We start from the raw sequence: 21,238 nt of genomic DNA on the forward strand, positions 1-21,238 counted from the left end.
CCAGGGACGACACCGGTCAGCACCATGGGTACGGGCTGTGGTTGCACGCGGCACACAGAAGTGGCCCGGAACCGGCGACGGTTCCGGGCCACTCCGTGGACCGGGCCCTACTTCGGCTGCGGCTTGCGCACCGAGAGGTGCAGCTCCCGCAGACGGGTCTCGTCCAGCTCCGTCGGCGCGCCCATCATCAGGTCCTGCGCGTTGCCGTTCAGCGGGAACGCGATGGTCTCGCGGATGTTCGGCTCGTCCGCGAGGAGCATGACGATGCGGTCGACGCCCGGGGCGATGCCGCCGTGCGGCGGGGCGCCGAAGCGGAAGGCGCGGAGCATGCCGGCGAACTGCTCCTCGACGGTCTCACGGTCGTAGCCCGCGATCTCGAAGGCCTTGAGCATGATGTCGGGCTCGTGGTTACGGATCGCGCCGGAGGACAGCTCGACGCCGTTGCAGACGATGTCGTACTGCCAGCCCAGGATGTCCAGCGGGTCCTGGGTCTCCAGGGCCTCAAGGCCACCCTGGGGCATCGAGAACGGGTTGTGCGAGAAGTCGATCTTCCCGGTGTCCTCGTCCTTCTCGTACATCGGGAAGTCGACGATCCAGCAGAACCGGAAGACGTTCTCCTCGAAGTTGCCCGAGCGCTTCGCGGCCTCGACCCGCACCGCGCCCATGATCTTCGAGACCTCGTCGAACTCGCCCGCGCCGAAGAACACCGCGTGGCCCGGGGCCAGCGACAGCCGCTTCGTCAGCTCCGCCACGTTCTCCTCGGTCAGGAACTTGGCGATCGGGCCCGTCAGCGAGCCGTCCTCGCCCACCCGCACCCAGGCCAGGCCCTTCGCGCCCTGCTCGACCGCGTAGTCGCCGAGGCCGTCGAAGAACTTCCGCGTCTGGCCGGAGACGTCCGGCACCGGCAGCGCGCGCACGTGCTTGCCGGCGAAAGCCTTGAACTCCGAGCCCGCGAAGATGTCGGTGATGTCGGCCAGCTCCAGCTGGGCCCGCAGATCCGGCTTGTCGGAGCCGTACTTCAGCATCGACTCACGGAACGGGATCCGCGGGAACGGGGAGGTGACGTGACGGTCACCGCCGAACTCCTCGAAGAGCTCCGTCATCAGCTTCTCGATCGGCTGGAAGACGTCCTCCTGCTCGACGAAGGACATCTCCACGTCGAGCTGGTAGAACTCGCCCGGCGAGCGGTCCGCACGCGCGTCCTCGTCGCGGAAACAAGGCGCGATCTGGAAGTAGCGGTCGAAGCCGGAGATCATCAGAAGCTGCTTGAACTGCTGCGGCGCCTGCGGCAGCGCGTAGAACCTGCCCGGGTTGAGCCGGGACGGCACGACGAAGTCGCGGGCACCCTCCGGGGAGGTGGCGCTGAGGATCGGCGTCGCCATCTCGTTGAAGCCCAGCGCCGTCATCTTGTGACGGATCGCGGAGATCACGGCCGTACGCAGCAGGATGTTGCGGTGCATGCGCTCGCGGCGCAGGTCGAGGAAGCGGTACTCCAGGCGCCGCTCCTCGTTGACGCCGTCCTCGGCGTTGATGGTGAACGGGAGCGGAGCGGCCGCGCCGAGCAGCTCGACGTCGCTCACCTCGACCTCGACCTCGCCGGTGGGCAGGTCGGGGTTGACGTTCTCCGCGCCGCGGGAGACGACCCTGCCGTCGACGCGGACCGTCGACTCCTTGGAGACCTTGTCGAGGGCCTCGTAGGCGGGGGTGCCGGGGCGGGCGACGAGCTGCGTGATGCCGTAGTGATCACGCAGATCGATGAAGAGGATGCCGCCCAGGTCTCGGCGATTGTGCAGCCAGCCGCTCAGCCGGACGTCGCTGTCGACGTCAGAGGCGCGGAGCTCGCCGCAGGTGTGGGACCTGTACCGATGCATCGTCGTTCATCCAGTCTTCGCGGATCGGGGTCTGTTTCACGTGAAACCTCCGGGCGCGGGCCCGGACCCCCCAAGGGTACCGGCCACCCAAAGATCACCACTCCGAATACTCTCGGTGGCACCCACCGATCACCTCTTCATACAGTGGTCCAATGCGCACTGGTGAGCCCCTGCCCGCCGTGGGGGACGTCCTGGCCGCCCTCGCGACCGGCCTGTGGCGCTGGGACAACGCTCAGGGGCTGGTCACCCTCGACGCGGAGGCCGCCCGCCTCCTCGGCCTGCCCGCGGAGGCGGTGACGCTCACCGAGGCCGCCGTGCGCGCCCGGTTCCACCCGGCCGACTGGAACGAGGTCGCCGGCGTCGTCCAGCTCGCCGTCGTCGAGGACACGCTCGCCGAGGTGCGGTTGCGCGTCATGAACGAGCACGGCCGGGTGCTGCGGACCGCGCGCAGCCGCTCCAAGCCGACGATCGATCCGGAGACCGGGGAGTTCCAGCTGTTCGGCACCCTCCAGGAGGTCACGGAGCCCTCCCCCGGCACCGCCGCGCGCACCCCGGTCACCGGTGACTGGCGCCGCTCGCGCGAGGCGTTCCTGCTGGACGCGGGGCGGGCCCTGGCCGAGGCCCGGTCGACGGCGGAGGTGCTGCGGGTCGCGGCCGGCCTGTCGATGCCCGGGTTCTCGCCGGACGGACTGGCCGTCTTCGGCGCCGAGGGCGACCGGCTCACCGTCGTCGGGCACCACGGACAGCAGCCCGGGGACGAGGGCCCCTTCACCCATATGTCGCTGGCCACGGACTATCCGGCGGCGGAGGTGGTCCGCACGGGACGGGCCGTCTATCTCTCCTCCCCCGAGAACTACAAGGAGCGCTATCCCGTCTCCTGGCCGCTGGCCAGGCACTTCGGCCGGGAGTCGTGGGCCTTTCTCCCGCTGACCGTCGCGGGCCGCACGATGGGCGCGTGGATGGCGGCGTTCATGTACCCCGTCCGCTTCACGCCCGACGAACGCTCGGTGCTGACGACCGTCGCCCGGATGCTCGCGCAGGCCCTCTCTCGGGCGGGCGCCGCCGAGACGGAACGGGAGCTCACGGACGGTCTGCAGCGCTCGATGATGCCCACCCTGGGCCCTCGGACGCCCGGCATGGGCATCGCCGCGCGCTACGTCCCCACCGGCGGCGGTCTCCAGGTCGGCGGCGACTGGTACGACATGATCCCGCTGCCGGCCGGCCGCTTCGCGCTCGTCATCGGCGACGTCCAGGGCCACGACGTGCGCGCCGCCGGGCTGATGGGCCAGCTCCGCATCGCCCTGCGCGCCTACGCCTCCGAGGGCCACCGCCCGGACGCGGTCCTCTCCCGCGCGTCACGGTTCCTGTACGGGGTCACGGACTCGGTGACGCACGGCTCCAGCGGGCAGGACGCCGGCAGAGCCGCGGACGTCCGCTTCGCGACCTGTCTGTACGTCGAGGTGGACCCGGCGACCGGGCTGCTGGACTTCGCCCGCGCGGGGCATCCGGACCCGGCGATACGCATGGCCGACGGGACGGTGCTGATGCGCCCCACGGCGGGCGGACTGCCGCTCGGCATCGATCCGGACGCCGACTACCCGACGACCCGGCTCGGCCTGGAGCCCGGCGAGACCATGCTGATCTGCACCGACGGACTGATCGAGACCGGCGGCCACGACCTCGACACCGGCTGGCGCCGCATCCGCCGGATCCTGGAGTCCCACGACGGCGACCTGGAGGAGCTCGCCGACGCGCTGGTCCAGGGCGTGCACGGGCCCTCCTCGCACCACACCCCGGGACCGCTGGCCGACCGGCGTGAGGACGACATCGCGCTGGTGCTGCTGTCCCGCCAGGGCCTGGGCGCGGACGACGACACGCTCGCGGCGGCGGCTCCGCCCACGACACGCCGTACCGCGCTGACCGTCGCGCAGGCCGCGCCCGAGCGGATCGCGGACGCCCGCCAGCAGGTGCGCGAGCTGCTGCACGACTGGGACTCGGAGGACCAGCGGGACTCCGCGGTCCTTCTCGTCTCCGAGATCCTGACCAACGTCCTGGTGCACACCGACGACGACGCGCTGCTGGTCGCCGAGGTGACCGGCGGGCCGGGCGACCGCCGGATGCGGGTGGAGGTCACGGACGCGAGCGACGACCTGCCGCACCGGCGCCATCCCGGTGAACTGGCGTCCTCCGGGCGGGGACTGGTGCTCGTGGAGGTCCTCGCGGAGGCCTGGGGCGTGGACCCGCGCGGCGAGGGCAAGAGCATCTGGTTCGAGTTCTACGAGTCGTCCACGACCAGGCCCGACGCGTAGCGCCTGCGCAGCTCCGAGATCACCCCGAAGGCGGCCGCCGTCAGCGGTACGGAGAACAGCATCCCCAGGATCCCCGCGACGGACGCGCCCGCCGTGATCGCCAGCAGCACGACCGCCGGGTGCATCTGCACGGTGCGGCTCTGGATCATCGGCTGCAGCACGTGCCCTTCCAGCACCTGCACGGCGAGGACGACCCCGAGCGCCCACAGCGCGATCACCAGCCCCCGGTCGGCGAGCGCGACCAGCACCGCCACCGCGCCGGAGATGAACGCGCCCAGGTAGGGGATGTACGCGCCCACGAAGACGAGCGCGCCGAGCCCGACCGCACCCGGGACGCGCAGGATCAGCAGCCCGACGGTGATGCACAGGGCGTCGATCAGGGCGATGAGGGTGGTCCCGCGCATGAAGCCCTCGACGGCTCCGAAGGCGCGGCGGGCCATGGCCTCCACGGTGTCGGCGGTGCCGTGCGGCGAGAGCGAGCGCAGCAGGCCGGCGGCGCGGTGGGAGTCGCGGAGGAAGAAGAAGACGAGCAGCAGGGCCAGCACGGCCACGGCGATGCTCTCGCCGACCAGGCTGACCCCGCTGATCACGTTGGACGCGGCCGCCCCGCCGAACTTGGTCAGCAGCTCCCTGGAGTGCGAGGTGAGGTCGTCGAGGGAGGTGCCGGGCGCGCCGAAGTGCTCGGCGAGAGACCGCGCGGCCTGTTTGAGCGAGGCCAGGATCTGGTCCCCGGTGTCGATGAGCGCGGCGACGACGATGTAGACCGCCCCGCCCACCACCACGACGACCGCGACACAGGTGAGCCCCGCGGCCAGTGACCGCTGCACCCGCATGCTCACCAGCCGCCGGTACAGCGGCCGCAGCAGCGCGGTGCCCAGCAGCGCGAGCAGCACGGGCACGACCGCCGTCCGCAGCTGCCCGCACAGCCGGATCCCGACCCACGCCACACCGGCGACGAGCAGGATCACGACACACCAGGCCGCCAGTCGCCGTACGCCCTCGGAGAGTAGCTGCACCTCTCCACCCGACCACGCGAAGGGCGGGCCGTCCTCTCGGGACGGCCCGCCCGGGTGACGCGGTGTCAGACGCGCGCGGTCGCGGGGGCGTACGGCGTCGGGATCGTACGGCGCGTGGGCCGTACGTCCTTACAGCCCGCGCTCGGACATTCCGTGCACCGCCGGGATGGTGCCCAGGCGGCCCTTCTGGAAGTCCTCGAAGGCCTGCTGCAGCTCCTCGCGGGTGTTCATCACGAAGGGGCCGTAGTGGGCCATGGGCTCACGGATCGGCTGTCCGCCGAGGAGGACGACCTCCAGGTCCGGGGTGTTCGCGTCCTGCTTCTCGTCCGCGCGGACGGTCAGTGAGCCGCCCGCGCCGAAGACCGCGGTCTGGCCGGTGCGGACCGGACGGCGCTCCGTGCCGACGCTGCCGCGTCCGGCGAGGACGTAGGCGAGACCGTTGAAGTCCTCGCGCCAGGGCAGGGTGATCTCGGCGCCGGGCGCCACGGTCGCGTGGACCATGGTGATCGGCGTGTGCGTGACACCGGGGCCCTCGTGGCCGTCGAGCTCACCGGCGATGACACGCAGCAGCGCGCCGCCGTCGGGGGTGCTCAGCAGCTGCACCGAGCGCCCGCGGATGTCCTGGTACCTCGGGGCCATCATCTTGTCCTTGGCCGGGAGGTTCACCCACAGCTGGAGGCCGTGGAAGAGGCCGCCGGACATGACGAGCGACTCCGGCGGGGCCTCGATGTGCAGGAGGCCGGCGCCGGCGGTCATCCACTGGGTGTCCCCGTCGGTGATGGTGCCGCCCCCACCGTTGGAGTCCTGGTGGTCGAAGATCCCGTCGATGATGTAGGTCACGGTCTCGAAGCCGCGGTGCGGGTGCCAGGGGGTGCCCTTGGGCTCTCCCGGCGCGTACTCCACCTCACCCATCTGGTCCATCATGATGAACGGGTCGAGGTGGCGGTAGTTGATCCCGGCGAACGCGCGACGGACCGGGAATCCCTCGCCCTCGAAGCCGCTGGGCGCGGTCGTCACGGTGAGCACGGGACGGGCCACGGCGTCGGCCGGCGCCACCACACGGGGAAGGGTCAGCGGGTTTTCGACGGTCACTGCAGGCATGTCGGTACCTCCTTGTGCTTCGAGTTTAGTTGATCGTTGAACTTTCTGCCACCCGTAACGGCGGACGCCCGGAGGGAATTCCCTCCGGGCGTCCGCGATGATCCGTGAGCGGCAGGACTAGCCGTACATGCGGCGCATGGCGAAGTCCACCATCTGCTCCACGGCCTTCGCGTCGAAGACCATGCGGTGCTCACCCTCCATGTCGAGCACGAAGCCGTAGCCGGTGGGCAGCAGGTCGATCACCTCCGCACCGGTGATCACGAAGAACTTGGACTCCTTGCCGGCGTACCGGCGCAGCTCCTTGAGCGAGCTGAACATGGGGATGACCGGCTGCTGGGTGTTGTGCAACGCCAGGAAACCGGGGTTGTCGCCGCGCGGGCAGTAGACCTTCGAGGTGGCGAAGACCTGCTGGAAGTCCTCCGCGGAGAGCGATCCTGTCGTGAAGGCGCGGACCGCGTCCGCCAGCGACGGCGGGGACGGCTCGGGATAGAGCGGCGGCTGCTGGCCGTAGCCGCCGGGCATCTGCTGCTGCGGCTGGGCGTACTGCTGCTGCTGAGCGCCCGCGTTCTGGTCGTAGCCGTACATGCGGCAAAGACTAGTGGGCGCGGCCTCCGGGGGAGTCACGGACGGCCCATCCCCGCACCCGGCCGCCGGCCCCGCCCGTCCATCGGCGCCCCGGACTCACCCCGCGTACAGCTCCCCACCGGAGTCCGGGCCGCGCGCGACAGGGGTGGTGACCGATTTCGGCCCGCGTCCCGCCCGCGTCCGGCTGAAGTCCCGTTAGAGCCTCATCACATATGGACCGTCAGGGGTTGATTCTTATTACCGACGGGTAGCATCATCGTAGCTACTTGCTGGTACGTGTAACGAGGCTGCGAGTACCTCCGCCTCCCCGAACCCTTACGGAGCCGTCGCCATGGGGCACTACAAGTCGAATCTCCGCGACATCGAGTTCAACCTCTTCGAGGTGCTCGGGCGCGACAAGCTGTACGGCACCGGACCGTTCGCGGAGATGGACACGGACACCGCCAAGAGCATCCTGGAGGAGCTCACGCGCCTCTCGGAGAACGAGCTGGCCGCGTCCTTCACCGACGCCGACCGCAACCCTCCCGTCTTCGACCCCGAGACCAACACCGCGCCGGTCCCGGCCTCCTTCAAGAAGTCGTACCAGGCGTTCATGGACTCCGAGTACTGGCGTCTGGGCCTGCCCGAGGAGATCGGCGGCTCCACCGCCCCCCGCTCCCTCATCTGGGCCTACGCGGAGCTCGTGCTCGGCGCCAACCCGGCCGTCTGGATGTACTCCTCGGGCCCGGCCTTCGCCGGCATCCTCTTCGAGGAGGGCACCGAGGTCCAGAAGCACATCGCGAAGATCGCCGTCGACAAGCAGTGGGGCTCCACCATGGTCCTCACCGAGCCCGACGCGGGCTCGGACGTCGGCGCCGGCCGCACCAAGGCCGTCCAGCAGGCGGACGGCTCCTGGCACATCGAGGGCGTCAAGCGCTTCATCACGTCCGGTGAGCACGACATGTCGGAGAACATCCTCCACTACGTGCTCGCCCGCCCCGAGGGCGCCGGACCGGGCACCAAGGGCCTCTCCCTCTTCCTCGTCCCGAAGTACGAGTTCGACTTCGAGACCGGCGAGCTGGGCGCGCGCAACGGCGCGTACGCGACGAACGTCGAGCACAAGATGGGCCTGAAGGCGTCCAACACCTGCGAGATGACCTTCGGCGACCGTCACCCGGCCAAGGGCTGGCTGATCGGCGACAAGCACGACGGCATCCGCCAGATGTTCCGCATCATCGAGTTCGCCCGCATGATGGTCGGCACGAAGGCCATCTCGACCCTGTCGACGGGCTACCTGAACGCGCTGGAGTACGCCAAGGAGCGCGTCCAGGGCCCCGACCTCGCGAACTTCATGGACAAGACCGCGCCCAAGGTCACCATCACGCACCACCCGGACGTGCGCCGCTCGCTGATGACGCAGAAGGCGTACGCCGAGGGCATGCGCGCCCTGGTGCTGCACACCGCGGCGATCCAGGACGACATCCAGGTCAAGGAGGCCGCCGGCGAGGACACCGCCGCGCTGGAGGCCCTCAACGACCTGCTCCTGCCGATCGTGAAGGGCTACGGCTCCGAGAAGGGCTACGAGCAGCTCGCCCAGTCCCTGCAGACCTTCGGCGGCTCCGGCTTCCTGCAGGAGTACCCGATCGAGCAGTACATCCGCGACGCCAAGATCGACACCCTGTACGAGGGCACCACCGCGATCCAGGGCCAGGACTTCTTCTTCCGGAAGATCGTCCGCAACCAGGGCGCGGCACTGAACTCGCTCGCCGAGGACATCAAGCAGTTCCTGGCGCTCGCCACCGGCGGCGAGGAGCTGTCCACGGCACGCGAGCAGCTCGCCAAGGCGGCCGTCGAGCTGGAGGCCATCGTCGGCCTCATGCTCACCGACCTCGCCGCGACCGAGCAGGACGTCAAGAACATCTACAAGGTGGGCCTGAACACCACCCGCCTCCTCCTCGCCTCCGGCGACGTGGTCGTCGGCTACCTGCTGCTGCGCGGTGCCGCGGTCGCCGCCGAGAAGCTGGAGACGGCGTCGGCGAAGGACAGGCCCTTCTACACCGGCAAGATCGCCGCCGCGAAGTTCTTCGCCGCGAACGTCCTGCCCGGCGTCACCGGCGTGCGCAAGCTGGCCGAGGGCGTGGACCTGGACCTGATGGAGCTGGACGAAGCGGCGTTCTGAGTTCGAGCCCCCTCGGCGACCGCTCGGCGCCCACCAGGCGCCCACTCGACGGCCCGCTCCCGGATTCGTTTCCGGGGGCGGGCCGTTCGGCACGGCGGAGAGGACGGCGCCCGGACGGGCCCCTCGTCGGGATGCCCGCACACGAGGTGCCTGAACGAGGCGCCTGAACCGGGTGCCTCAACTGAACGCCGAAACAGGAGGACCAGGGGCGCAGAGGGGGCGTATAAAGGGGCGCGCGATTCCATACGCGCCGGGGCGTGAAATTCTGGAGGCCCCCGCGGCGGGCCGGAACACGGGTGGCGTCTCCCCTCCCGCACCGTGGTCCCCAAGCGGGTACCACTCGGGAACGTCCAGCTCCAGCCAGATGTCCGCCCTTCACATCCCCCTTACGAGAGCCCGCTCACCATCCCGGGGAGGGGGCCCCCGAGCGTCGTTAAGGTGAACTCATGAGCTACCCAGCCCGCTTCGACCGCGGCCACACCGACGACCTCATGACCTTCCTGGCGGCGAGCCCCACGCCGTACCACGCCGTGGCGAACGCCGCCGAGCGGCTGGAGAAGGCCGGATTCCGTCAGGTCGCCGAAACCGACGCGTGGGACGGCACGAGCGGCGGGAAGTTCGTGCTGCGCGGCGGCGCGATCGTCGCGTGGTACGTGCCCGAGGGTGCCGGACCGCACACCCCCTTCCGGATCGTGGGCGCGCACACCGACTCCCCCAACCTGCGCGTCAAGCCGCAGCCGGACACCGGGGCGCACGGCTGGCGCCAGGTGGCCGTGGAGATCTACGGCGGACCGCTGCTGAACTCCTGGCTGGACCGCGACCTCGGGCTGGCCGGCCGGCTGGCGCTGCGTGACGGCTCGACGCGCCTGGTCAACATCGACCGGCCGTTGCTGCGCGTCCCCCAGCTGGCCGTCCACCTCGACCGTTCCGTCTCCACCGAGGGACTCAAGCTCGACAAGCAGCGCCACCTCCAACCCGTCTGGGGCCTGGGCGACGCCGACGAGGGCGGCCTGATCGCGTTCCTGGAGGAGGAATCGGGTCTGCAGGCCGGCGAGATCACCGGCTGGGACCTGATGACCCACTCCGTCGAACCGCCGGCCTACCTGGGCCGCGACAAGGAGCTGCTGGCCGGCCCCCGCATGGACAACCTGCTGTCCGTGCACGCGGGCACGGCGGCGCTGGTCGCCGTGGCCACGGCCGCGGGCACCGGCTCAGAGCTCCCGTACATCCCCGTCCTCGCGGCCTTCGACCACGAGGAGAACGGCTCGCAGAGCGACACCGGCGCCGACGGCCCACTGCTCGGCGGCGTGCTCGAACGCTCGGTGTTCGCACGGGGCGGCACGTACGAGGACCGGGCACGCTCCTTCGCGGGCACCGTCTGTCTCTCCTCCGACACCGGCCACGCCGTCCACCCCAACTACGCGGAGCGGCACGACCCGACGCACCACCCGCGCGCCAACGGCGGCCCCATCCTCAAGGTGAACGTCAACAACCGCTACGCCACCGACGGTGCGGGCCGCGCGGTGTTCGCCGCCGCCTGCGAGAAGGCCGGCGTCGACTTCCAGTCCTTCGTCTCCAACAACTCCATGCCCTGCGGCACCACCATCGGCCCGATCACCGCGGCCCGCCACGGCATCAAGACCATCGACATCGGTGTGGCCATCCTCTCGATGCACAGCGTCCGCGAACTGTGCGGCGCCGACGACCCGTTCCTGCTGGCCAACGCGCTGGTGGCGTTCCTGGAGGGCTAGTCCTCGCGCACGGACGCCGAACGCAACGGTGCCACCGAGCGACGAGTGAGCGCCTCCGCATGTCTCGCGGAGTCCCGGGTACTCGGAACGAGCCCGGAAAGACCGCGAGTTGCTACTCCAAGGAGGCGACACCCATGGGCCTGGGCGGCTGCATCATCCTGATCGGCGCGGGGGCCATCCTCACGTTCGCGACCGACTGGCACATGAAGGGGGTCAACCTCGATCTGGTCGGCATCATCTTCATGGTCGTCGGACTGATCGGGGTCCTGACGTTCAACAGCATCGCGAGGAGGCGGCGCGTGGTGGTGCCGCCGAGCACCCCGGTGATCGAGGAGGAGCGGCACCACCGCGGCGGATACGGCGTGTGACCGCGGGTCAGTCGTCCATCCCCGCCAGCACCAGCGGCAGCCGTCGCGCACCGCCCGCGGTGAGGCGGACCGGCACACCCCAGTCCTGCTGGTGGACGTGGCAGGCCGGGTACTCGTTCGACGGATCGTCGTCGCAGGACGCGGCCATCGCGGAGACGTGCAGGACACCCTCCGTGACGGCCGGGTTCAGCTCCAGAGCCCGCGAGAGGTCCGTGCCCGCCCCCTCGCCGTCGAGCAACAGCTCGGGCGGGGTCGAGGAGACGAGCAGCCGGGTCGACGGACCGTAGCGGGTGTCCAGCTTCTGGCCCGCCGGAGCCTGGAAGATCACGTCCAACCGGAGCCCGCCCGGGGCGACTTCGGTGGCGGCACGCTGCGTGCGATGGGCCACCGACTCCACCCTCACGGCCTCCTCGGGCAGGCGCAGCCGGGTCAGCCGGTGCCTGGCGGACTCGACGACCACGATGTCGTCCCCGACCAGGACCGCGTCGCTCGGCTCCCGCAAGTCCGTGGCCAGTGTGGTCACTTCGCCCGTCGCCGGATCGTAGCGGCGCAGCGCGTGGTTGTACGTGTCGCTGATCGCTACCGAGCCGTCGGGCAGCGCCGTCACGCCCAACGGATGCTGGAGCAGGGCCTGTTCGGCGGCGCCGTCGCGGTGCCCGAAGTCGAACAGACCGGTGCCGACGGCGGTGTGCACACCGCCGTCGAGGCCGACCCAACGCAGCGCCGAGGTCTCGGAGTCGGCCACCCACAGCCGGTCGGCGGTGGCCGCCAGCCCGGACGGCTGGGCGAACCACGCCTCGGCCGGCGGCCCGTCGACGAGTCCCTCGTTCGTCGTGCCCGCGGCGACCCCGACGGTCCCGTCCGCCGGGTCGTACGCCCACAGCTGGTGCACCCCGGCCATCGCGATCCAGACCCTGCCGCCGAAGAACGCCACGTCCCACGGCGAGGACAGGTCGACCTCGCGCGCCGGGCCGGACGTCGGCGAGCCCTGCCACCACTGCCGGCCGGTCCCCGCGAGGGTCGTGACCTCGCCGGTCGCGAGGTCGACGCGGCGCAGGGCGTGATTCACGGTGTCGGCCACCACGACCGCGCCGTCGGCGTCCTCACCGAGCAGCGCCAGTCCCTGCGGCTCGCTGAACCCGGCCGCGTCGGCCGGTCCGTCCACGAACCCGCGCACGCCGGACCCGATGCGCCGTACGACCGTCTCGCCGTCCGCCTCGAGCTCCACCAGCTGATGCCGGGTCGTGTCGCTGACCAGGAAGTTCCCGTTCGGCAGGGCGAGCGCCTTGCCGGGGAAACGGAGCGCGGTCGGCTCGGGCTCCGGCGCCACATAGGGACCGTCCCCGCGCCGCAGCGTCCCCTTGGCCGCGTGCTCCGCCTCCAGCTCCTCCACCAGCCGGGCGATCGCGTGCGCGTGCCCCTCCCCGGCGTGCTGCGCGACGACGTAACCCTCGGGGTCGATCACCACGAGGGTCGGCCAGGCCCGCACCGCGTACTGCTTCCAGGTGGCGAGCTCGGGGTCGTCCAGCACCGGGTGCTCGACGCCGTACCGCTCGACGGCGTCCACGACCGCCTGGTGCTCGGCCTCGTGCACGAACTTCGGCGAGTGCACCCCGATGATCACCACGGTGTCCCGGTGCTTCTCCTCCAGCTCCCGCAGCTCGTCCAGGACGTGCAGGCAGTTGATGCAGCAGAAGGTCCAGAAATCGAGGATGACCACGCGTCCTCGCAGGTCGGCGAGGGTGAGTGTGTTGCCTCCGGTGTTCAGCCAGCCGCCCTTGCCGATCAGCTCGGGGGCGCGGACACGGACACGGCGGGGCGCGGGGGCGGGGGCGGCGTCGTTCATGCTTCAAGCATGCCATCCGGGTGTGCGAGCCGGATCGAGCGTGTACGGCTGGGGCCTGGGCGCAGCGGAGCAACCGTCGGCTGAGGCCGGGAGAGATCGCCACTGGCGAAGCAGCGCGGACGGCGCAGGTGGTCCTGACACCGCCGGAACGTACGCCCGGAGAAGGGGCGAGAATGCGACCAGGCCCACTTCGGCCAGGGGTTCCGGGCGTTCACCGGGATCACGCCGGCCCGGTACGTCGAAGTCCGGCGGCGGTTCCCGCGCGGACATCCCCGCCACGCGCCGGCCGGATGCCGCTGCCGGCCGATTGATTTCCTACCGGAGCGACAGCTCACCACACGCTAATTTGGGGCACCCCGAAGCAGAGGAGAACCCCGTGGGCAAGGTGGTCCTGTACAGCTCGGTGTCGGTGGACGGCTTCGTCGCGGACGAGAACGACCAGCCCGGACCGCTGTTCGACTGGTTGACCGGCGGTGACGTCCCGTTGGACGAGAGCGGCGAGGTGAAGGTGTCGCAGACGTCCTACGACTACATCCGGCCGTACTGGGACCAGATCGGGGTGACACTCGTCGGCCGCCACGTCTTCGACATGACGGACGGCTGGGACGGGAAGCCCCCGGGCGGGATCGACCACGTGGTCGTCGTGACGCACCGGCCGGAGCCCGAGGGCTGGGACCCCGAGGCGCCGTTCCACTTCGTCGACGGCGTCGAGGCGGCCATGGCCAAGGCGCAGGAGCTCGCGGGTGACCGCGTGGTCGAGGTCGCCGCCGGCGACGTCGGTGGCCAGGTTCTTGCCGCGGGCCTGATCGACGAGGTGCGCATGGACGTCGTACCCGTCGTGTTCGGGTCCGGCAAGCGCTACTTCGGGTCGGTCCGGGCGCAGCACCTGTTGGAGGATCCCGACGTGGTGATTCAGGGCGACCGGGTGCTGCACCTGCGCTACCGGGTGCGCCGTTGACGTGTGGGAAGCCGGCACCGGCCGACCCGCGCCGAAATGGATCCGGGCAATCCGGCGAGGGCTCTGCAGCCCCGGCCGATCACAGGGCATGCCCCCGGGTCGCGTCCACATGGTCCGGGATCTCGTCGTGGTGGTCGCCGACGGTGAGGGTGCCCGTGGGTTCGAACATCAGGATCGCGGCGCCGGCCGGTGCACTCGGCCTGTGTTCGGTGCCGCGCGGGACGGTGAAGACGGAGCCCTTGGGGAGGACGACGGTCCGCTCGCCGGCCGGCCCCCGCAGGGCGATGGTCAGCTCGCCCTCCAGGACCAGGAAGAACTCGTCCGTGTGGTCGTGCGTGTGCCAGAGGTGCTCACCCTCGACCTTGGCCACGCGTACGTCGTAGTCGTTGACGGCGGTGACGATCCGGGGGCTCCACAGATCGGAGAAGGAGGCGAGGGCGGCGGTCAGGGAGACGGGTTCGTTGGCCATGCCGTCATCCTCGGCCTGGCCGGACACGTCCACGAGTGCTAGAAATCGCACATGCCGCAAGGATCCTCGCACCCCGCCCTCGGGGGCACCCCCGGGACCGCCGCGCACCGGGTCGTCCTGATCGTCGACGAGAACTCCAATCCCTTCGAGATGAGCTGTGCCATCGAGGTCTTCGGGCTGCGCAGGCCCGAGCTGGGGCGGGAGCTGTACGACTTCCGGCTGTGCGCGGCCACCGGGAGCACCCGGATGCGGGACGGGTTCTTCACGCTCACCGACGTCGCAGGGCTGGACGCGGCCGAGGACGCCGACACGCTGATCGTGCCGAACCGGCCCGACACCGACGCGCCACGTTCCCCCGAGGTTCTGGACGCCATACGCCGGGCGCACACGCGGGGCGCGCGGCTGATCGGATTCTGCTCCGGCGCATTCACGCTCGCGGAGGCCGGTCTGCTGGACGGGCGGCGGGCGGCCTGTCACTGGATGTGGGCGCCGTCGTTCCGGGCGCGGTTCCCGGAGGTGCGGCTGGAGCCGGACGTGCTGTTCGTCGACGACGGGGACATCCTCACGGCGTCCGGCAGCGCGTCGGCGCTCGACCTCGGCCTGCACGTCGTACGGCGCGACCACGGCGCCGAGATCGCCAACGCGGTCAGCCGACGGCTGGTCTTCGCCGCGCACCGCGACGGCGGGCAGCGGCAGTTCGTCGAGCGCCCCGTGCCCGACGTACCGGACGAGTCCCTCGCACCCCTGCTGACCTGGGCACGGGAGCGGCTCGGCGAACCCCTCACGGTGGGCGGCCTCGCGGCGCGCGCGGCACTCAGCCCGGCCACCTTGCACCGGCGCTTCCGGGCCCAGCTCGGGACCACCCCGCTGGCGTGGCTGACCGCGGAGCGGGTCGCACTGGCCTGCCGCCTCATCGAGCGGGGCGAACACCGGATCGAGGTCGTCGCGCGGCGCAGCGGCCTCGGTACCGCGGCGAACCTCAGGACGCGGCTGCGGCGGGAGACGGGACTGAGCCCATCGGCCTACAGACGGCGTTTCGGACCGGCCACCGGGGAAGCCGTGACGGTATGAGATTCCTCGTGCGCGACCGGCTCCTCGGCTTCGGTGACGACTACTGGATCGAGGACGAGCACGGCGACAAGGTGTTCCTCGTGGACGGCAAGGCGATGCGGCTGCGGGACACCTTCGAGCTGAAGGACACCCGCGGGCGCGTCCTCATCGACATCCACGAGAAGATGTTCGCCCTGCGGGACACGATGGTCATCGAGAGGGACGGCGAGACGCTGGCCACCATCCGGCGCAAGCGGCTCTCCCTGCTGCGCAACCACTACCGGGTGACCCTGGTGGACGGTACGGAGCTCGACGTCAGCGGGAAGATCCTGGACCGGGAGTTCGGGATCGACTACGACGGGGAGCTGCTGGCGCAGATCTCGCGGCGGTGGCTGCGGGTGCGGGAGACCTACGGCGTCGACGTCGTCCGGGACGACGCGGACACCGCGCTGCTGATCGCGGTGGCGGTCTGCGTGATCCACCTGGCGGAGAAGGAGCACGGCGCGGACTGACACCGGCACGGTGGCGTGCCCTGCCCTGCCGTGCCGTGCCGCGGGCGCCTGCCGCCGGCGTCGACGACGTGCGTCAGCCGCGGGGTGGCGCGAGACCCAGTACGCGGTCCTTGAGCGCGGGGAACTGCTCCCTCGTCGTCGCCACCTTCCCGGGGTCGAACTCGACCCTGAGGACCTCCTCGTCACGGCCCGCCTCCGCGAGGACCTCGCCCCACGGATCGACCACGATCGAGTGACCGGCCTGGGGAACGTCCGCGTGGGTGCCGGCCGTTCCACAGGCGAGTACGAACGCCTGGTTCTCCACCGCGCGGGCCCGCGCGAGGAGGGTCCAGTGGGCGCGGCGACGCTCGGGCCAGCCCGCGGGGACGACGAAGGTCTCGGCGCCCGCGTCGACGAGCCCGCGGAAGAGCTCGGGGAAGCGGAGGTCGTAGCAGGTGGCGAAGCCGACGGTGGTCTCCGGGAGGCGGACCGTCACCAGCTCGCCGCCCGCGCCCATCAGTACCGCCTCGCCCTTGTCGAAGCCGAAGCGGTGGACCTTGCGGTAGGCGGCGGCGAGGTCGCCGGAAGGGGAGAAGACTAGGGAGGTGTTGTAGAGCGTTCCGTCCGGGGCGCGTTCCGGGACCGAGCCGGCGTGCAGCCACACGCCCGCGTCGCTCGCCGCCTTCGCCATGACCTCGGCGGTCGGCCCCTCCAGGGTCTCCGACTCCGCGGCGAACGACTCGTAGGCGAACGCCCCCGTGGTCCACAGCTCGGGGAGCACCACCAGGTCCACTCCGGCTTGTTCTCGTACCAGAGCCGCCACCCGCCGCCGACGCGAATCGACCGATTCGGTGGCTTTTACGTCGATCTGGAGCAGAGAGGCGCGCACACTACCACCGTCCTGGCATTCGAGCCGTCCATACGGGCCTACGATCGTCACACGAAAGCACTGCCGGGGTGCCTCACAGCAGCGTAACTTAGCGTTCCAAGACACCCACTGCCCGCGTACCGACCGCCCGAGGGGTCCCGTTCCGTGAGTCTGCATCCGAGCCTTCAGTCCTACGCCGACGCCTGGGCCCACTCCATCGAAGCGATAACCGAACTGGTGTCGCCGCTGGTGGAGGGCGAATGGAACCGGCGTACGCCCTGCCCGGGCTGGTCGGTACGGGACCTGGTGTCGCACGTGATCGGGCTCGACTGCGAGATGCTGGGCGATCCGCGGCCGATCCACACGCTCCCCCGGGACCTGTTCCACGTCACGAACGAGCACCAGCGCTACATGGAGATGCAGGTCGATGTGCGCCGCCACCACACGGCGCCCGAGATGACCTCCGAGCTGGAGTACACGATCATCCGCCGCAACCGTCAGCTGCGGAACGAGTCACGGCAGCCGGACGCCAAGGTACGCGGTCCGCTCGGCACCGAGGTGACCCTCGAACGCGCCATGCTGAACCGTGCGTTCGACGTGTGGGTGCACGAGCAGGACCTCCGGACCACCCTCGGCCGGCCGGGCAACCTCGACTCCCCGGGCGCGCAGATCGTCCGCGACCAGCTGCTCGCCGCGCTGCCGAAGGTGGTCGCCAAGCACGCTGGGGCGCCCGCGCAGTCGGCGGTCGTCTTCGATGTCCACGGGCCCGTGGAGTTCCTGCGCACGGTGCGCGTCGACGCCGAGGGGCGCGGCTCGATAGACGGTGCCCCCTCCCTCGGCCCGGCCGCGACCCTCACCCTCGACTGGGAGACCTTCTTCCGTCTGGCCTGCGGGCGGGTGACCCCCGACGCCGTCTCCGACCGCATCAAGACCGAGGGCGACCCGGAGCTGACCACGGCGATCCTCCGCAACTTCACGGTCACGCCGTAACGGGCGGCGGGCCCGGAGGAATCCAGGGCCCGCGGCGAAGGCCCCGGGAACGGCGGGGGCCGGTCGACCCCGCCCGAGCGGAGCCGAGAGCTCGGGGAAAGGGCGGGGCGGGGAGCCCCGGCGGTGACTACGCCGGAACGTGCACCGTCTCCACCCGGCTCGCGACCAGGCGCTCCCGCTCCCTGCGCGCCGCCTCCTTGCGCAGCCGGAAGATCTGGCTCAGCCCGACCGCCTGAAGGACGAACACCGCGGAGAACGCGATCCGGTAGTTGTCCCCGGTCGAGTCCAGCAGCACCCCGATCGCGAACAGCGTCGTCATGGAGGCGACGAAACCACCCATGTTGGTGATCCCGGACGCGGTCCCCTGCCGCTCGGGCGGATTCGCGGGCCGCGCGAAGTCGAATCCGATCATGGAAGCCGGCCCGCAGGCGCCCAGCACGGCGCACAGCGCCACCAGCAGCCACATCGGCGCGTGCTGCCCGGGGTAGGCCACCGCGCTCGCCCACGCCACCGCGGTCGCCGACACCGTCCCGAGCGCCAACGGCAGCCGCGCCGCGTGGTGCCGGGCGACGATCTGCCCGTACACGAGCCCGACGAACATGTTGGACAGGACGACGAGGGTGAGCAGCTCACCGGCCGTCGCCCGCGACAGTCCCTCCGCCTCGACCAGGAACGGCATGCCCCACAGCAGGAGGAACACCATCGCCGGGAACTGCGTCGTGAAGTGCACCCACATGCCCAGCCGGGTGCCGGGCTCGCGCCAGGACGCCAGGATCTGCCGGCGCACATAGGCGGCGCCCTGGTGCGGGAACGGCTCCGGCTCGTGGCCCTCGGGGTGGTCCTTGAGGAAGAGGAGCAGCAGGACGAGGACGACCACGCCCGCCGACGCGCTGCCCGCGAACGCCGCCGTCCACCCGACCCCGTGCAGCAGACGCGCGATCGCTAGGGTCGACACGAGGTTGCCCGCCATGCCGACGAGCCCCGCGAGCTGGGCGACCAACGGCCCGCGCCGGGCCGGGAACCAGCGGGTGCCCAGCCGCAGCACGCTGATGAACGTCATGGCGTCCCCGCAGCCCAGCAGGGCCCGCGAGGCCAGCGCCATCCCGTACGAGGACGAGAACGCGAAGCCCAGCTGTCCCGCCGTGAACAGCACGACGCCGAAGGTCAGCACCCGCTTGGTGCCGAGCCGGTCGACGAGCAGCCCGACCGGTATCTGCATGCCGGCGTAGACGAGGAGTTGGAGGATCGAGAAGGTGGAGAGGGCGGAGGCGTTGACGTGGAAGCGGTCCGCGGCGTCGAGTCCGGCCACCCCGAGCGACGTACGGAAGATGACCGCGACGAAGTAGACGGCGACACCGATGCCCCAGACGCCGACGGCGCGGCGCCCGCCGGGTGGATCACCCGGCAGCGACACGGCCGAGTGGGAGCTCATCGCACCTCTCCCCGCGCCAGGTTCGAGAACCAGCTGACGTGGCGGTGGACGATGCCGACCGCCGCCTCCGCGTCCCCGGAGCGCAGGGCTTCGAGGATCTCCTCGTGCTCGGTGAGCGTCTTGGTGATCCGGTCGGGGTGCGCGTGCATGACGGCCACTCCCATCCTCAACTGACGGTCGCGGAGCTGGTCGTAGAGCCGGGAGAGAATGTCGTTGGCGCCACTGCGGACGATCTCCGCGTGGAAGCAGCGGTCGGTGACGGCGGCGCCCGCCAGGTCGCCCGCGGCGGCCTGTTCCTTCTGCTGGGCGAGAAGTTCCTCCAGCCGCGCGATGAGCCGCGGCGGCGCCGGTACGGCCTTGCGGACCGCGTGCTCCTCGACGAGCTGGCGGGTCTCGACCACGTCCGCGATCTCCTGCGCGGAGACGGGCAGGACGAGCGCGCCCTTCTTCGGGTAGAGCCTGATCAGGCCCTCGGCCTCGAGCCGGAGCAGCGCCTCGCGCACCGGTGTGCGGGACACCCCGACGGCGTCGGCGAGTTCGCCCTCCGTGAGCAGCGTCCCCCCTTCGTAACGGCGTTCCAGGACACCCTGCTTGACGTGGGCGTAGACACGGTCGGCGGCGGGCGGCTGTTTCACCGGGGGGACGGCGGGCGGGGCGGACACGGGTGGAGCGGCAGGCATGCGCACATCATAGATACAACACGCACGCATCACGGTTTCCCGTCCAGGATGCGGACCGGCGCGACCCGGCGGCTTCTCACGCGTTCACCTTGGGGCTCCCGACGTAACCCACGTCACATCATCAAGTTCCCCTTTCCGTGCATCCCTTTGGGGGCGTGGGGAGTCCGTACGTGAGACGGCACTGCCATGTGCCGTTCTCCCAGGGGCATTTCGCGCATTCGGAGCGTTCATTTTGATTACCGGCATTAAGGGCACGCGTTTCCGCAAGGCCGCCGCTGTGGCCGTCACGACCGGCGCCGTTCTGGCCGCCGGAGCCTTCGGCGCGGCACCCGCGGGTGCCGTGACCACGCCCACGATCGCCGCCAAGGGCGGCTACGTGATGAACAACGGCACGGCCAAGACCCTCTACACCAAGGCCGCGGACACCCAGCGTTCCACCGGTTCCACCACCAAGATCATGACCGCCAAGGTCGTCCTCTCGCAGTCGAACCTGAACCTGGACTCCAAGGTCACGATCCAGAAGGCGTACAGCGACTACATCGTCGCCAACACCGCCTCCTCCGCCCACCTGATCGTCGGCGACAAGGTCACCGTCCGTCAGCTCCTCTACGGTCTGATGCTGCCGTCCGGCTGCGACGCCGCGTACGCGCTGGCGGACAAGTACGGCTCGGGCTCCACCCGTGCCGCCCGTGTGAAGTCGTTCATCGGCAAGATGAACAGCACGGCGAAGTCCCTCGGCATGACGAGGACCAAGTTCGACTCGTTCGACGGCATCGGCAACGGCCACAACTACTCGACCCCGCGCGACCTGACGAAGCTCGCCAGCAGCGCGATGAAGAACAGCACGTTCAAGACGGTCGTGAAGACGAAGTCGTACACGGCGAAGACCGTCACGAAGACCGGCAGCACCCGCACCATGGCCGCGTGGACCAACACCAACGGTCTGCTCAGCAGCTACAGCGGCACCATCGGCGTGAAGACGGGCTCCGGCCCCGAGGCCAAGTACTGCCTCGTCTTCGCCGCCACCCGGGGCGGCAAGACGGTCATCGGCACCGTCCTCGCCTCGACGTCCATCCCGGCCCGCGAGTCGGACGCGAAGAAGCTGATGAGCTACGCCTTCGCCAAGTAGTCGCCTCGCGCGGGGATGACGACTCCCGGCGCAAGGGAGAGTCACGAGGAACGGGCGCAAGGAAACAGGGGCCTGCCGCACACCAGCGGCGGGCCCCTGTCCTTCGCCCGCGGCGCCGGCGGGTGCGGCAGGTGCGGCAGGTGCGGCAGGTGCCACCGTCATACAC

The 21,238-nt window shown here is 70.7% G+C and carries 18 protein-coding genes; 9 read left to right on the forward strand and 9 right to left on the reverse strand.

Annotated features, from left to right (window positions below; translation table 11 throughout):
• Window positions 1-107: 107 nt before the first annotated feature.
• Window positions 108-1,871, reverse strand: coding sequence for an aspartate--tRNA ligase (gene aspS / locus ACFVTC_RS24805; protein WP_390130418.1), 1,764 nt, complete (start codon window positions 1,869-1,871; stop codon window positions 108-110).
• Between the two features lie 152 nt (window positions 1,872-2,023).
• Between aspS and ACFVTC_RS24810 the strand changes: the two genes are divergently transcribed.
• A complete protein-coding gene (locus tag ACFVTC_RS24810; protein ID WP_390130420.1) occupies window positions 2,024-4,180 on the forward strand; it encodes a SpoIIE family protein phosphatase in 2,157 nt (718 codons plus the stop codon).
• Here the strand turns inward: ACFVTC_RS24810 and ACFVTC_RS24815 are convergent.
• From ACFVTC_RS24815 to ACFVTC_RS24825, 3 genes are all read right to left on the reverse strand, one after another.
• Window positions 4,147-5,196 carry an AI-2E family transporter gene (locus tag ACFVTC_RS24815; protein ID WP_390130422.1) on the reverse strand — a complete coding sequence of 350 codons (1,050 nt, stop codon included), beginning with the start codon at window positions 5,194-5,196 and terminating at the stop codon, window positions 4,147-4,149. The genes ACFVTC_RS24810 and ACFVTC_RS24815 overlap by 34 nt on opposite strands.
• Window positions 5,197-5,325: 129 nt before the next feature.
• Window positions 5,326-6,297, reverse strand: a complete 972-nt coding sequence (locus ACFVTC_RS24820) for a pirin family protein (RefSeq protein ID WP_390130424.1) — start codon at window positions 6,295-6,297, stop codon at window positions 5,326-5,328.
• 117 nt (window positions 6,298-6,414) lie between these two features.
• A complete protein-coding gene (locus tag ACFVTC_RS24825; protein ID WP_168529151.1) occupies window positions 6,415-6,882 on the reverse strand; it encodes an SseB family protein in 468 nt (155 codons plus the stop codon).
• A gap of 331 nt (window positions 6,883-7,213) precedes the next feature.
• On the opposite strand from ACFVTC_RS24825, the gene ACFVTC_RS24830 reads away from it, so the two are divergent.
• The 3 genes from ACFVTC_RS24830 (at window position 7,214) to ACFVTC_RS24840 (ending at window position 11,159) form a co-directional block, all read left to right on the forward strand.
• On the forward strand, window positions 7,214-9,040 hold the full coding sequence (locus tag ACFVTC_RS24830) for an acyl-CoA dehydrogenase (RefSeq protein WP_390130426.1): 1,827 nt from the start codon (window positions 7,214-7,216) through the stop codon (window positions 9,038-9,040).
• A gap of 446 nt (window positions 9,041-9,486) precedes the next feature.
• A complete protein-coding gene (locus ACFVTC_RS24835; protein WP_390130428.1) occupies window positions 9,487-10,791 on the forward strand; it encodes a M18 family aminopeptidase in 1,305 nt (434 codons plus the stop codon).
• 134 nt (window positions 10,792-10,925) lie between these two features.
• On the forward strand, window positions 10,926-11,159 hold the full coding sequence (locus tag ACFVTC_RS24840) for a DUF6458 family protein (RefSeq protein WP_390130430.1): 234 nt from the start codon (window positions 10,926-10,928) through the stop codon (window positions 11,157-11,159).
• 7 nt (window positions 11,160-11,166) lie between these two features.
• Here ACFVTC_RS24840 and ACFVTC_RS24845 read toward each other — a convergent pair whose 3' ends face one another.
• On the reverse strand, window positions 11,167-13,005 hold the full coding sequence (locus tag ACFVTC_RS24845) for a thioredoxin-like domain-containing protein (RefSeq protein WP_390130432.1): 1,839 nt from the start codon (window positions 13,003-13,005) through the stop codon (window positions 11,167-11,169).
• 376 nt (window positions 13,006-13,381) lie between these two features.
• Here ACFVTC_RS24845 and ACFVTC_RS24850 point away from each other — a divergent pair, with 376 nt between their 5' ends.
• Window positions 13,382-13,963, forward strand: a complete 582-nt coding sequence (locus tag ACFVTC_RS24850; protein ID WP_390130433.1) for a dihydrofolate reductase family protein — start codon at window positions 13,382-13,384, stop codon at window positions 13,961-13,963.
• A gap of 79 nt (window positions 13,964-14,042) precedes the next feature.
• On the opposite strand, the gene ACFVTC_RS24855 is transcribed toward ACFVTC_RS24850, so the two are convergent.
• Complete coding sequence (locus ACFVTC_RS24855; RefSeq protein ID WP_390130435.1) at window positions 14,043-14,432, reverse strand: cupin domain-containing protein; 390 nt, start codon at window positions 14,430-14,432, stop codon at window positions 14,043-14,045.
• A 51-nt stretch (window positions 14,433-14,483) separates the two neighbouring features.
• On the opposite strand from ACFVTC_RS24855, the gene ACFVTC_RS24860 reads away from it, so the two are divergent.
• A complete protein-coding gene (locus tag ACFVTC_RS24860; RefSeq protein ID WP_390130436.1) occupies window positions 14,484-15,503 on the forward strand; it encodes a GlxA family transcriptional regulator in 1,020 nt (339 codons plus the stop codon).
• On the forward strand, window positions 15,500-15,994 hold the full coding sequence (locus tag ACFVTC_RS24865) for an LURP-one-related/scramblase family protein (protein ID WP_390130438.1): 495 nt from the start codon (window positions 15,500-15,502) through the stop codon (window positions 15,992-15,994). Before ACFVTC_RS24860 ends, ACFVTC_RS24865 begins: the two co-directional genes overlap by 4 nt.
• A gap of 73 nt (window positions 15,995-16,067) precedes the next feature.
• Here the strand turns inward: ACFVTC_RS24865 and ACFVTC_RS24870 are convergent, their stop codons facing one another.
• On the reverse strand, window positions 16,068-16,862 hold the full coding sequence (locus ACFVTC_RS24870; protein ID WP_390130439.1) for a carbon-nitrogen family hydrolase: 795 nt from the start codon (window positions 16,860-16,862) through the stop codon (window positions 16,068-16,070).
• Window positions 16,863-17,006: 144 nt separating this feature from the next.
• Here ACFVTC_RS24870 and ACFVTC_RS24875 point away from each other — a divergent pair, with 144 nt between their 5' ends.
• Window positions 17,007-17,831: a maleylpyruvate isomerase family mycothiol-dependent enzyme gene (locus ACFVTC_RS24875; protein ID WP_390130440.1), complete on the forward strand. Its 825-nt coding sequence runs from the start codon at window positions 17,007-17,009 to the stop codon at window positions 17,829-17,831.
• 127 nt (window positions 17,832-17,958) lie between these two features.
• Here ACFVTC_RS24875 and ACFVTC_RS24880 read toward each other — a convergent pair whose 3' ends face one another.
• Window positions 17,959-19,263 (reverse strand): nitrate/nitrite transporter, encoded by a 1,305-nt coding sequence (locus ACFVTC_RS24880; RefSeq protein ID WP_390130442.1) that lies wholly within the window; start codon window positions 19,261-19,263, stop codon window positions 17,959-17,961.
• The gene (locus ACFVTC_RS24885; protein WP_390130444.1) at window positions 19,260-19,943 is read right to left on the reverse strand and encodes a GntR family transcriptional regulator; all 684 of its coding nucleotides are present in this window, start codon (window positions 19,941-19,943) and stop codon (window positions 19,260-19,262) included. The genes ACFVTC_RS24880 and ACFVTC_RS24885 overlap by 4 nt, the downstream gene beginning before the upstream one ends.
• A 232-nt stretch (window positions 19,944-20,175) precedes the next feature.
• Here ACFVTC_RS24885 and ACFVTC_RS24890 point away from each other — a divergent pair, with 232 nt between their 5' ends.
• Window positions 20,176-21,072 carry a D-alanyl-D-alanine carboxypeptidase family protein gene (locus ACFVTC_RS24890; RefSeq protein WP_390130445.1) on the forward strand — a complete coding sequence of 299 codons (897 nt, stop codon included), beginning with the start codon at window positions 20,176-20,178 and terminating at the stop codon, window positions 21,070-21,072.
• Window positions 21,073-21,238 lie beyond the last annotated feature (166 nt).

This window comes from Streptomyces sp. NPDC057950 (assembly GCF_042887295.1).
Lineage (GTDB): Bacteria > Actinomycetota > Actinomycetes > Streptomycetales > Streptomycetaceae > Streptomyces > Streptomyces kaempferi.

Coding starts and splice junctions, on each gene's coding strand:
- aspS (WP_390130418.1), bottom strand. CDS start 1,871: ATGCATCGGTACAGGTCCCACACCTGCGGCGAGCTCCGCGCCTCTGAC.
- ACFVTC_RS24810 (WP_390130420.1), top strand. CDS start 2,024: ATGCGCACTGGTGAGCCCCTGCCCGCCGTGGGGGACGTCCTGGCCGCC.
- ACFVTC_RS24820 (WP_390130424.1), bottom strand. CDS start 6,297: ATGCCTGCAGTGACCGTCGAAAACCCGCTGACCCTTCCCCGTGTGGTG.
- ACFVTC_RS24825 (WP_168529151.1), bottom strand. CDS start 6,882: ATGTACGGCTACGACCAGAACGCGGGCGCTCAGCAGCAGCAGTACGCC.
- ACFVTC_RS24830 (WP_390130426.1), top strand. CDS start 7,214: ATGGGGCACTACAAGTCGAATCTCCGCGACATCGAGTTCAACCTCTTC.
- ACFVTC_RS24835 (WP_390130428.1), top strand. CDS start 9,487: ATGAGCTACCCAGCCCGCTTCGACCGCGGCCACACCGACGACCTCATG.
- ACFVTC_RS24840 (WP_390130430.1), top strand. CDS start 10,926: ATGGGCCTGGGCGGCTGCATCATCCTGATCGGCGCGGGGGCCATCCTC.
- ACFVTC_RS24845 (WP_390130432.1), bottom strand. CDS start 13,005: ATGAACGACGCCGCCCCCGCCCCCGCGCCCCGCCGTGTCCGTGTCCGC.
- ACFVTC_RS24855 (WP_390130435.1), bottom strand. CDS start 14,432: ATGGCCAACGAACCCGTCTCCCTGACCGCCGCCCTCGCCTCCTTCTCC.
- ACFVTC_RS24860 (WP_390130436.1), top strand. CDS start 14,484: ATGCCGCAAGGATCCTCGCACCCCGCCCTCGGGGGCACCCCCGGGACC.
- ACFVTC_RS24865 (WP_390130438.1), top strand. CDS start 15,500: ATGAGATTCCTCGTGCGCGACCGGCTCCTCGGCTTCGGTGACGACTAC.
- ACFVTC_RS24880 (WP_390130442.1), bottom strand. CDS start 19,263: ATGAGCTCCCACTCGGCCGTGTCGCTGCCGGGTGATCCACCCGGCGGG.
- ACFVTC_RS24885 (WP_390130444.1), bottom strand. CDS start 19,943: ATGCCTGCCGCTCCACCCGTGTCCGCCCCGCCCGCCGTCCCCCCGGTG.